Raw genomic sequence first — 13,129 nt, forward strand, 5'->3', positions numbered from 1 at the left:
CTTTATTTTTTGTCTCGTTAGTAATACTTAAAATTGAATACTCTGAACCAGCCTCGACTTCTTTATCAAAATCTAATTTTAGTACTAAATTTTGGTCAACAGTTCCACTTGCCTCGATAGTTTTTCGGTCTTTTGAGTTTTGAAGGACAACTTTGATACTGTCTCCAGCCAAGAAAGTATCACTAACTGGGTCAAATGATAGCTCGGCCTCGATTTTATCATGAGACTGGGCAGTTTGGACTACTTTGATAATTTTTGCCGTACTTGCAACAGTAGCAAAATTACGCTGCTCTGCAGCTTCTTCTTTTAATTGCTCACTGAATTCAATTTTTTGGCCATCAAGCAAAATCTCACTAACTGTATAGTGGCTTAATTTGTCAAGATTTTGAACATTAAATTCAACTTTGTTTAGGCCGTCTCGATATTCTATCTTATCAGCTGAAGCTGAGGCAACTGTTCCAGTTGCGTTATTTTTAAGGAAAATAACGGCTTTTTTTAGTGAAGAATTTGCTCTTTTATTATAATTTGGATCTTTTGTGGTAAAATTAACTATCAATTTTGCACTGTCTTGGGTAGGCTCAGCTGAAATTGAAGCTATATCACTTAGGGTATAAAAATGAGGTAAATTGTCAGTTTCTTGTTGGTTTAGATCAATAAATTTATACTCTAAATTATCAAAAGCCTCATCTTGGCCTGGGGCTGGATCTAATTTGAAAAAAGTATATTTTTTCCCAGGACTAAGTTTGTCTAATTTAACTGAAAGGATGTTATTTGTAAAAACTGAGTATTCAAGAGTTGAACTTTGATCTAAAGGTTTAGATTTAACTTCTTGGCCGTCTTCAGATTTAAAAATTGCATTAAATTTTTTGCCGTTTAAATATCTGTTGAAATTTGGATCAATATAAATTGAAGCATTAGCACTTGTTAGACTAATTGACTCAAAGTTTGCACCAATTATTTTAACTTTTTGGAAGGTAGTTGTAAATCTTGCATTTAAGTCAAGAATTCCTTCTGAGCTGAAAAAGTCAGTTTTTCCGAGAATTTCAACATCAGCAACTTGGTACTCAGTTTTAGGATCAAGATCTTTAAGATCAAAATACATAACAAGCTTGTCGTCTTGTAACTCGTGGCGAGTTGGGTTAGCACCAACAGGAACAGAATTTTTTAAGTTGGCAAGATTTAAGTTAATAGTTTCTGTTAAGTTAGTAAAACCAGGTTGACCAAAGACTATTTTGGCATTTAAGTCTAAATTGGCATCTTGGATATTCTTAAAGTCTCCATTAATTGTTACCTTGGCAACTGCACTTGTCTGGTCAACGTTTTCAAAACTAATGTCTGAAACATAATATTTGACAAAAAACTCGTCTAGTGGTAAGTTTTGCTGTGTTTTTTTGTTTTGATCAAAATTAATTGCAACAGCAACCTCTGGATAGTCAGAAATGACGATTTTCTCAAGTTTATATGTTGTTGAGCTCTCAAAGTTTTCAAGTTCAAATTTAATTTCTGAACCTTGAGGAATGCTTGCTTTTGATTTATAGACTTTTTGGGGCTCGTCCTTTTTATGATAGTATAAATAAAGCTCTTTGTCATTTAAAAAAGATGAATCAAGACCAAAGCCAAAAGTGTATTCAACTTTTGAGGCAAGAATTTTTGGTTCTAATTTAATAAAGGTCTTTAGGTCTGAAATTGAAGTAATAAAATTACGCTTCTGAGAACCAGTCTCGAGGCTGTTATCTCAAGCTAAATTTAAATAGTCATACCCATCTCTGTTTTTGGCAAAAACAGAATTTGGACTTAGAGCATCAAAAACAACTCTGCTAAGACCGTATTTTGTTTTATTGGTCAGACCCTTTGGCTCAAAACTAATTTGGTAAGAATTTGCCTGATCTGTTTTTCTAAAAACACCACTAACTGGCAAAATTGAACTGTCATCTAAATATAAATGCGCACGAGTTCCTTCTAAATTATCAACTGAGACAACAGATAAGTCAACTTTAGAAAAAGTCGCTCCGGTTGCAATTTTGGACTCAACAATTGCCGCTGGGGTATGAAAGTTTTTGATGAATGTTTGGCCAAATTCGACTTTGGAAGACTCGAGCTCAAAACTTTCGATTTGGTAAGATGACCCTGGAGCTAAATTGTTTAGGTCAAAGCTTGCTAAATTAGCGGCAAAAAATGAACTGACACTGAATTTTTGGCCTGTTAGAATGTTTGTATAGTTTAGTTTGATTGGCTTGTTTTCCAAATTAGGGCTTGAGTCCAGAGTTGAAAAATTAACTGTAAGTCTTTTTGAGTCAAAACTTAAGTTTTGGTCAATTAAAGACTCAGCACGATAATTATATTTTCCTGTTGTTGCTTCAAAAAGTTTTTCTTTTTGGGCATCTTGTTCGTAGTTAATCTGTGGAGCTAGGGCAATTTTTTGCATTGGCACAAGCGGAATATCGCTAGCTGGGGCAGAACTGTCAACATAACGAATTGCACTAATTTTATAATCCATTCCCGGGTGAAGATTTTCGAGGCTGAATTCAGCCACTCCGTTTTTAACAGTTGCTGAATCAACATAAGAAGTGTGAATTTCCTGGGAATTACTGAGCACATCAGTGGGTGCTGACTGATTTTTTAGGACATAATAATACTCTAGGGCAACTTTTTTACCCTCAAGATTAGCAGCCTCGTCGGCAAATTTTAGTGAAACTGAGGCACTAGAAGGAGTTTTGGTTTGAAAATTAATTGTTGAAACTGCAGGCGGAGTATCGACAAAATTGGTAACATTTTGACCAAAGGCAATTACTTTTTTGGCAGAAAATCTTTTTTGCTTTTTATCATCAAGATAAACTTTTAGATAGTATCTTTTTCCAAAACTAAGACCGTTATAATTTGAAGATAGCCTCCAAGTTCGACTAAATTCATCATAAATGGCTTTGTGTGAAGCAATTACGTCTTTTCCTTGCTCATCAGCTGTAAAGTCAACATTTAAATCTTGATAATTTAGTTTATATGAATCTAAATCACTTAGGGCAAATTCAAGTTCATAGCCAATATTATCACGATTAATATGTTTAAAATCAACAATATTATATTGAAGTGTATTTCAAGACTTTAAAAGGAAAGGAAGAAAACTAAGTGAACCAATACTAAGACCACCAAAGGCAAGTAGTGAAAGTATGATTGCACGTTTTTTAGTTGCTTTCATTAATTTTTTCTCTTTTTTTGTTAGATTTTCAGCCATAATTACTCCTCTTTTTATATAATACAGATTTTGTTTTAATTTTACCATTTTTTTGTCTATTAATGACAAAAAACAAAGCTTGAAATTATTTCAACTTTGTTTCTTTAAATAAAAAATAGATAGGTAAAATAAATTTTAGACTTTACTAGATATTTCAATAGTATGTCTTAATTATACAAAAATGTTTTAAAATTCAAAGAAAATATTAAAATATTTTTAGTAATTAAACATTTTAATAGAATATATTGATAAGTATGACCTTATTATACCAAAATATTTTAAGATAAAAGAAATTAAAAAAATTTTTTTGGTAAACAAAGATTTTAGGCAAAAATTACTAGGCAAAAAAATTTTAAAAAAATGCTTGGTCTAAGAAAAAATTCTGTTATAATAAACTCACTAAGAATAATTAATGAATTTTATATTGAATTAAGGGGGAATCAGTTATGTTTTTTGTCTAATGTGCTCTGATATTGCGAATTTTCCGTCATATTTTTAAATATGATGCAATGCCATAAATTTAACCGTTTAGAAATCTACAAATTTATGGCTTTTTCTTTCGGCTCTTTCAAAACTTCACATATTTTTTTAGGCTCATTTAAATAAAAACGAGTTTTCTATTTGCATTGAGTTTAAATAGTAGTTGTATTTTTTTATGATTTTTGTTAGTGTATCCATAAATTGATTTTTTACAGTGTTTTAGCTAAAAAAGTAGTTTAAAAATTTCATAATTTTGCTTTTTAAGGTAAAATTTTAGCTTTTTTAGTTTGTCTTATTTTATTAATAAGTAGATTTTGCATTCGTGAGCGTTAGATTTAAAATTTAGTGTTTTTGCCTTGATAGTTATTTTTTCTGAGTTTGCCAAAAAAGTTAAAAAAGTGTCCAAAACTAAACCAGGACACTTTTTTAAGATTATCTCATCAAGCTGGGAAACTCGCCAAAATTAATCCGCACAAAATTTTTAAAAAAATGCTTGGATCAAAATAAAAATATTGTATAATATCAATACTTTGGTTTTATTATGGGTTCTTTCAAAACTTAATAAATGTTAGTTTCAAACTTTGAGTGCGTTTTTTGCTATTAACAGTTCTTCGTTTGTTTTGATTACGAAAATGTCAAGATCTGATTCTGGTGCTGAAATTTTTTCAATAGCGGCAAATTCTGGAATTGGTCTTGAATTTAGTTCTTGATCAAGAACTAAATTCAACTTCGGTAATTGAATTTTTGCAATTACCGAAGCACGAATTAGTGCTGAATTTTCGCCTACCCCACCGGTAAAAACTAAAGCTTTAATGTTTTTACCAACCTTATTAATATAATTAATTAGATAGTCGACAATTTTTTGCACATAAACTTCAAGGGCAAAACTTGCATCTTGATTACCATTGTCAGCAGCAGAAATGACATCCCGAAGGTCAGAAGAAACGTTTGAAAGTCCTAAAAGTCCTGATTGTTTGTTTAAAAGTGTGTCTAAATCAGTGAAGGAAAAATGAGCTGTTGTGCCTAGGTAGGTTAAAATTGAGGGGTCTACATCGCCGCTTCGGGTTCCCATGGCAACACCTGCAAGTGGCGTCATTCCCATTGAAGTATCAACTGAAGCCGAATCTTTAACAGCGCACAAAGAAATCCCATTCCCAATGTGCATGTTTACAAAATTAACTGAATCAGAATTATAGATTTTTTCAACTTGTGTTGTTATATATTTGTGAGAAATGCCGTGAAATCCGTATTTTCTTATTCCGTACTTGTTTGCTATTTGGGCATTAATTGGATATGTGTAATTAACTTTAGGGATACTTGCATGAAAAGCGGTGTCAAAACTTGCTGATAATTTTGCTCAAGGAAGTAATTTTTTAATAGCACTAATAGTTGCGAGCGCCCCTGGGTTGTGCAAAGGTGCAAATTTTGCTGCTTCTTGAATTTTTGCTATCGCTAAATCATCAAGGCGAGCTGGAGCATTGAAACTTGCACCCCCATGAACAATTCGAAATCCAACAAGCTCAAATTCTTCTAGGTTTTGAACTAAATTATTGTCTTTTCAAAGTTGAATTTGACTCTCTAAGGCATCAGAATGAGTTGGAAAATCTTTGCTCAAGTTGTAGCTTTTCTCGTCAAATGTCATTTTGATTTTGCCTTCTTGAAGTCCAATTCTTTCGATTAGACCAACTCCGAGCAAATCTAATGTATCTTTTTCAAAAATTTGTCATTTAATTGAGGATGAACCAGCGTTTATAACTAAAATTTTACTCTTCATTATTTATCCTTTTCAACTTGAAGTGCGCTAATTAGTGCGGTGTAAAAAACATCTTCAACCGTTGCTCCACGTGATAAGTCATTAATAGGAGCGGCAATTCCGGTGATTATTGGTCCTATTGCCCCAAAGCCACCAAGTCTTTGAGCAATTTTGTAGCCAATATTTCCGGCATCAAGATTTGGAAAAATTAAAACATTAGCATTTGTAGCGGCATTTTCACCGTATTTTTGGCGACGTACCTTATAGTCAAGAGCTGCATCTAATTGAATTTCACCATAAGCTTCAATTGGTGAAGTTGCATTGAACATTTTTACAGCTCTAGATACGGCATCAGATTGAGGTGATTTGGCTGATCCTTTTGTTGAAAATGATAAAAAAGCTGGTTTAGGGTCAAATCCAAGTTGAATTGCAAAGTCAAGTGCGTTTTTAGCAATATCAGCTAATTGAGTCTCATTTGGTAAAATATTTACCGAAATATCACTAAATAAGTATTTTTCATCACCTCGATGCATTATCATTACGGAAGAAATTGTTTTAATATCTGGTTTTGGTCCGATAATTTTGAATGCAGCTCGAAGAATTTCTGCAGTTGGATAATTAAGTCCGCCTATTACAGCGTCAACTTTTTTGTTTCGAAGAAGCATTGTCCCGTAAAATGCATTAGAATCAAATTGGGCGACAGCTGATTCTAATGTTTCTTTGTTTTTACGGATTTTTAAAAATTGCTGTATAAAAGTTTGTTTTTCTTCTTCGTCAACTAAATATTGGTCGATTTCAAGATTCTCATATAATTCGTCAACAAGTAAAATTGGTCTAACTAAATTTTTAGCTTTTAATTGCTGAGCGGCTTGAATTGCCCGTTCATCATGTCCGTCAATAATTAAAACTGAACGTAGACTTTTAGTTTCATTTTGTTGTTTTAGTCGTAATTCAAGATAATTTTGGTATGTCATTTTTTCCTTTCAAAGGTCAGTTTTGATCAACTAGATTTAATTTTACAAAATTTTTTTTATTTTACTAAAAAAAAGATCAATAAATTAGTGGAGAATAACTAGTTATTTTAATTTTTTATTAGTTTGGCAAAAAAATATATTTCAAGAACATATATTTCAAATAAATAAGAATTTAAAAAATGAAAGTTAAGAATTTTAAAAATAAACTTAAATCTTTTGTCTTTAAATTCATTAATTAGCAAAAAGATCTACTATTTCCCTTCTATCTCAAGATATTTTTTACTTTTATAACCGCGAAAATCTACTCTTGCAATTTCATTATAATATTTAGTTCAATCATTAGAATCTCAAGAAAAGAGAGCGTGTTCTTGTAAAATTAATTCTTTTTCTTGTTGACTATATAAATTAGTATTTTCTAGAAAGTCTGTAAAATACCCAAATTCATGGTCTGTTCCTTTTAGAAATTTATTCAACGCATCCCGATATAAAATTAATTCTTCCATAGATGATCCAATCACATTTTTAGTTAAATTATTTTGCCTTGGTGATCTAGAAACAAAGAACGCCGGATCCTTGCCATCACGCAGAAAAATATCTTGTTCAAGTTTGACCAATTTTTGTTTGAAATAATATTTTAAAATTTCGTATTTACCTCCATAAATATCATCATACAAATTTGAATGGCCAATTCAGTAATAAATTTTTTCACCATCAACATTCAATAAAATGAAATTTTTCAATGCAATTGGCAAAACTCATGCATCGCCTGCTCCATAGGCAGGGTAGTAATATGGTTGAAATCAAAAAACTGGCTTTTTTGAGTCAAATTGGGAAATTATTTCATCAAAAAGCCCGTATTCTTGACCGTCAAAGTAAAAAATTTCAAAATTTTCAAGTTTTAATTTTGCTCAGCTTGGCAGAATATAAAAATCAGGTATATCGGGATAAAAATCTAGTTCTTCAATTCAATATTTTGGACCAAATAAAATTTGCAACAAATAGATTAATTCGATTTTATTTGTCCAATTATTCGCATGATCATAATAAGTTTGGCCGTCTTTACCAAAAAGTTTGCTACAATACTTTCGATATTCTGGACCAAATTTATCAAATCAACTAAGAATAAATTTATCACGATTTTCAATGTTTAAATTAAGCTTTTTAATCCCATATTTTTCAAATTTTTTAAGCAAATTTTCATAAGTTTCAAAAGTAAATACATTTTGAATTGGTTCGATTTGGGTTTTTTCGTCAAGATTATAATTCTCTTTTAATAACAAATTGTAGATATTTTCTACATTTTGTCCTAAATATGCTTTATTTATATCTACAAACTCTGAATTATATTCATATCTATTTGATAAAAAATCAAAGATTTTTTCGTGGTAATTTGCTAAATTTTTTGGCTCTGCATAAGGAACACTTTCCTGAATTTCCTTAATAATTAAAGCTTCAATTTCTCTTAATTCAGTTTTTGATTTAAATATTTTTGAAAATACAGCCGGATAAGAAATTGAAAATTCGCATTTTCCAATATTATCAAAGTTTTCAAAGACAACAACAACCTCTTCAACACCTTTACCATCGTGCAAGCCATATGAAGAATAAAGTTCAGAGATAAGATCAAGATTTTCTTTTCCATTTTTATCACAATATTCATTGTTTGCTCAACCACCAATTAAACACCTAATATCATTATAAAAACCAAATTTATTGAGTTTTTTGGAAAAAAATGCACTTTTTGGGATATCTTCTAGTTTTAAATTATAAACATAATCTTCTTGTTTATAATTTAAACTAATAATTCTTTCAATTGGATTAGGATTGAAGCGCTCGGAAAGGTAATTGTACAAAAAAATTGGAAATGGAAAACCATCATTATCATATTTACAATCAAGCGATAATTTAACATCATTCACAATCATGTTTCGAATTGAACAACGACTTTTAATATTAATTTCTATATATTTTAATTTAATTAATTGTTTTTTTGCCTTGGTTACTAAATCTAATTGCTTCTCCATATAAAAAATGCACCTTTTCAACATTTAACATTTTTTTTCTTGGTATAAATTCATTCTCTTCGAATTTTCCTTCTATCATTCTTGCTCTCCTTACATGATAACTGGGAAAATATATTTTTATGTATGATGGTATATTTTTATTTGTATTTTTATTTGGATCATCAATATCAAACTCATTTTTAGGGTTAGCTCAATCAATAGCATCACTAGCTAGACCTTCTCCAACAACAAAGCGATCCTTAGTGAAACCAATATCTTTATTTAAATTATTAGTTGGATCTCATGACCATCTATTTGCCACTATCAAATTTGCTGTATATTTTGTTTTTTCAGCCAAACTTTTCATAACTGGTTCATTATATGAATAAAAATCAATAGGTGAATTTAGTTTGTTTTCCATATTTTTACGGTCTCCTTTATTTTTATTCATTTTATCTCTTACTGAACTAGGTAGCAAGCTATTAATAATAATTTTGGTTAATTCTGATTGGGCTACCAAACTTCCAACCGCTCAAAGTCACGCGGCAGGTTCTGGAATTGCTTGTTTACTAATAACAAAATAAGGTTCTAACTCTTCACTGTGAAAATTAAAAAATCAGGCGGGGTGTATTCCAGTGTATTGTCTTAATTTTTCCTTTTCTTTTGCTTTTACAATAGAAAGTTCTAAAGCCGCTATATTTGCTATTTCTTTAATACTAGGTTCACCTTTTGCTTTTGGTAATTTATCTAAGTCAACCACAATTGAGTTTTCAGTTCTTTCAGTAATAGGGTTATTATTAGCTGGCTCAGAAACAGGGTTATTATTAGCTGGCGCAGGAACAGGGTTATAACCAGCTGATGGATAAACAGGGCTATAACCAACTGACGGATAGTAACTTCCTCCACCCCCATATCATGCACCTACACCAGCAACATTTGGAAAAGTTCCCATATATGGTTGGGCAGCTGCGGAAACTGCAAATGCGGCAACGACAGCTGCAGCAGCTTTTGCAATAAATGGAATAAAAGGCAAAAAGAATTGAAGGAAGGTTTTTTGAACCCGAGTTTGATTTTGAAGCTCTCTAAAGTCAAAAACATAACCTTCTAATTTTAGTTTTGGTACACCTTCTTCAAAATAGAGTTCAGCTTTTTTGTTAACAAATTCAAGCGAAGCACTATTTAGAATTACCTCACCTTCTTGATTAATTTGAATCTGAATATCATCTAGATTAGGAGAGTCTGGATTAGTACTTGTTTTGTTTAGACGTGTTTGGGTATTTTTAATATTTGCATTAATAACAAGCGAATTTTGTTGGTTTTTTGCTGAAACAATTTGCACTAAATCATCAAAATTTACCGGTTTTTTTGAATTTGATAAATCTATATCACGAGTTTCAAGTTTAAAATCTGAGTTGATTTTTGTATTTTGAAAATGCCAAAGCGGACCAAAAACACTTAGTGTCAGCGAAGTGAAAGCGACAACATTAGTAATAAACTTAAAAAACTTTAACTTTTTGTTCATGTTTTTTCCTTTTTTTAATTAATTTTTTTAGTATTAAAATTTTAACATAACTAAAAACTTTTTAGGAAAAATGCCTAAAAATTGTGTTTTAAAAGAATAAGTTATTATGTTAATCAATTGCTAAAAATAAATTACACTAAAATAAACCAGGACAAAAAAATTAACACCAAGGTGTTGGCTTTTTTGTCCTGGTTTAAAATTCAGGCGCATTTTTGCAAATAAACATAAATTAGTCGCGAAATTCCTACTTTTAGATAGATAAAAATGAAAAACAAGTTAAAAATTTTAAAAATAAACTTAAATCTTTTATCTTTAAATCTATTAATTAACAAAAAGATCTACGATTTCCCTTCCATCTCAAGATATTTTTTGCTTTTATAGCCACGAAAATCGATTTTTTTTATTTCATCATAGTAATAATTTTCGCTACCATAATCTCAAGAAAAATCAAAGTGTCGTTCTAAAATTAATGCTTTTTCCTGCTCGTTATAAAAACTTGAATTTTTTACAAATTTTCGAAAAGATTGGTACTCATCAAGCGTTTCTTGTTCATATTTTTTCACTGCATCACGAAATAAAATTAGTTCTTCGATTGAAGACCCTATTACATTTTTAGTTAGATAATCGTGATTTTTTGTAAAATAAACAAAGAACGGTGGATCTTGACTATCGCGCAGAAAAATATCTTGTTCAAGTTTGACTAATTTTTGTTTAAAATAATATTTTAAAATTTCGTATTTACCTTGATAAATATCATCATATAAATTTGAGTGGCCAATTCAGTAATAAATTTTTTGGCCATCAACATACAATAAAATAAAATTTTTTAAGGAAATTGGTGAAATTCACCCAACACTTGTTCTATAAGCTGAGCGATAAAATGGTTGAAATCAAAAAACTGGCTTTTTTGAGTCAAATTGTTCAATTATTTCATCAAAAAGCCCATATTCTTCCCCGCCAAAGTAAAAAATTTGGAAATTTTCCAATTTTAGTTTAGCTCAACTTGGTAAAATGAAAAAATCAGGTTCACTATGAAAATACTCAGTATTTACATCATATCTAGGTCCAAATAAAATTTGCAATAAATAGATAAATTCAATTTTATTTGTCCATCTATTCAAATTATCATAATAATATTCGCCTTCTTCACCAAAAAGTTTACTACAATACTTTCGATATTCCGGCCCAAATTTATCAAACCAACTAAGAATAAATTTATCACGATTTTCAATGTTTAAATCGAGTTTTTTAATCCCATATTTTTCAAATTTTTTAAGCAAATTTTCATAAGATTCAAAAGTAAATACATTTTGAATTGGTTGAATTTTGGTTTTTTCACTAAAATTATAATTCTCTTTTAATAACAAATTGTAGATATTTTCTACATTTTGTCCTAAATATGCTCTATTTATATCTAGAAACTCTGAATTATATTCATATATATTTGATAAAAAATCAAAGATTTTTTCGCCATAATTTGCTAAATTTTTTGGCTTTGCATAAGGAACACTTTCCTGAATTTCTTTGATAATTAAATTTTCAATTTCTTTTAGTTTATTTTTTGATTTAAAAATTGCCCGAAAAAGGGTAGGATACGAAATTGAAAATTCACATTTTTTCTTATCACCAAAATTTTCAAAGGCAACAACAACCATTCTTCGACCTTTAGTGTCATACAAGCCATCAGAAAAATAGCCTTGCTTTGTGGAATCATTATCCTCTCCTTCAGCAAATGGCCAAGGCATACTATCTTCTCATTCATCGATTAGGGGTTTGATTTGGTTGTAAAAATGAAAACTTGTGAGTTCTTTAGAAAAAAAAGTAGCTTTTAGTATATCTTCTAACTTTAAATTATAAACATAATCATTTTGTTTATAATTTATGCCAATAACTGTTTCGATTGGGTTAGCACTAATAGAACAATTATCTGTAAGGTAAACTCATAAAAAATTTGGTATTGCTCGGTTGTTGTCGTCGCAATTATCACGCCGAAAATCATCGTGATTGAACATATTATAAGTTGAACAAAAAGATTTAATATTAATTTCTAAATATTTTAGTTTTTCTAACTGTTTTTTTGCCTTAAATGCTAAAAATTTTACTTGGTTTTTCATAAGAAACACTCACCTTTTCAATGGTTAACATTTTTTATTATTAATATAGTAATTTATAAAAAAGAAGATTTTTAAACACAAATTTGGTTTTGAAGTTCTCTAAATTCAACAACATACCCTTCAAATTTTAGTTTTAGTACACCTTTTCAGAATGTAGTTCACTTTCTCTATTAAGAAATTCAGGTAAAGAGCTATTTAAAATTAGAAGGCATCTTGATTAATTTTAATATCTTCTAAATTAGGGTTAAATTAGTGTTTGTTCTATTTAGATGTGTTTGATTTTTTTAATATTTGGATTGGTAACAAGCTAATTTTGTTGGTTTTTGGCTAAAAAATTTGCACTAAATTATCAAAATTAGTAGTTTTTTGACTTTAATAAATCTAAATCGCGGACTTTTACTTTAAAATCTAAATAGCTTTTCTATTTTGAAAATGCCGAAGCGACCCAAAAACACTTAGGTTTAATCAAGAAAAAGCGACAATATTAGCGATAAACTTAAAAAACTTTAACCTATTCTTCATGTTTTTCCTTTTTTCATATACAATATTAATTCTTTATTATTATAATTATACTATATATTAAAAATTTTTAGGAAAAAATACCTAAAAAATTGTTTTTTAAAAGAATAAGTTATTATGTTCATCAATCGCTAAAAATAAACTGCACTAAAATTCAGGTATATTTTTGTGAGTTCCCCCAGTTTGATGGCAAAAATTCGCTTTTTATTGAATACAAATATGCAAAAATAGCCATAAATCCATGTTTTTTGGCACTAAAATCTTAATTTTTATTATTGTAAATTTAACCATTTGCAAAAAAAAAAAAAAATGCTTGGTCTAAAAAAAATTTCTGTTATAATTAGCATCACTTAAGAATAATTAATAAATTTAGAATCAGAATTGAGGGGGAACTAGTTATGTTTTTTGTCTAATAAAATTAGATAGTGCGAATTATCCATTATGTTTTTAAATATAATGGAATGCCTTAAATTTACCCGCTTAGAAATCTTTAAATTTAGGGCTTTTGGTTATTGTTCTTTCAAAACTTCATATG

The 13,129-nt window shown here is 29.6% G+C and carries 6 protein-coding genes; all 6 read right to left on the minus strand.

From position 1 onward, the window contains the following. Window positions 1-3,229: DUF1410 domain-containing protein (locus R7X45_RS03540; RefSeq protein WP_318055926.1), on the minus strand; the 3,229-nt coding region annotated here is incomplete at its 3' end. A 1,048-nt stretch (window positions 3,230-4,277) separates the two neighbouring features. Further along, a complete protein-coding gene (locus R7X45_RS03545; protein WP_303465945.1) occupies window positions 4,278-5,483 on the minus strand; it encodes an acetate/propionate family kinase in 1,206 nt (401 codons plus the stop codon). Beyond that, on the minus strand, window positions 5,483-6,436 hold the full coding sequence (locus tag R7X45_RS03550; RefSeq protein ID WP_318055927.1) for a phosphate acetyltransferase: 954 nt from the start codon (window positions 6,434-6,436) through the stop codon (window positions 5,483-5,485). Before R7X45_RS03550 ends, R7X45_RS03545 begins: the two co-directional genes overlap by 1 nt. 251 nt (window positions 6,437-6,687) lie before the next feature. Beyond that, window positions 6,688-8,460 (minus strand): hypothetical protein, encoded by a 1,773-nt coding sequence (locus R7X45_RS03555; protein ID WP_318055928.1) that lies wholly within the window; start codon window positions 8,458-8,460, stop codon window positions 6,688-6,690. Further along, window positions 8,411-9,961: a hypothetical protein gene (locus R7X45_RS03560; protein WP_318055929.1), complete on the minus strand. Its 1,551-nt coding sequence runs from the start codon at window positions 9,959-9,961 to the stop codon at window positions 8,411-8,413. The genes R7X45_RS03555 and R7X45_RS03560 overlap by 50 nt, the downstream gene beginning before the upstream one ends. Window positions 9,962-10,299: 338 nt before the next feature. Further along, window positions 10,300-12,075 carry a hypothetical protein gene (locus tag R7X45_RS03565; RefSeq protein ID WP_318055930.1) on the minus strand — a complete coding sequence of 592 codons (1,776 nt, stop codon included), beginning with the start codon at window positions 12,073-12,075 and terminating at the stop codon, window positions 10,300-10,302. Window positions 12,076-13,129: the final 1,054 nt, after the last annotated feature.

The organism is Mesomycoplasma ovipneumoniae, from assembly GCF_033343935.1.
Classification (GTDB): domain Bacteria; phylum Bacillota_I; class Bacilli_A; order Mycoplasmatales; family Metamycoplasmataceae; genus Mesomycoplasma; species Mesomycoplasma ovipneumoniae_G.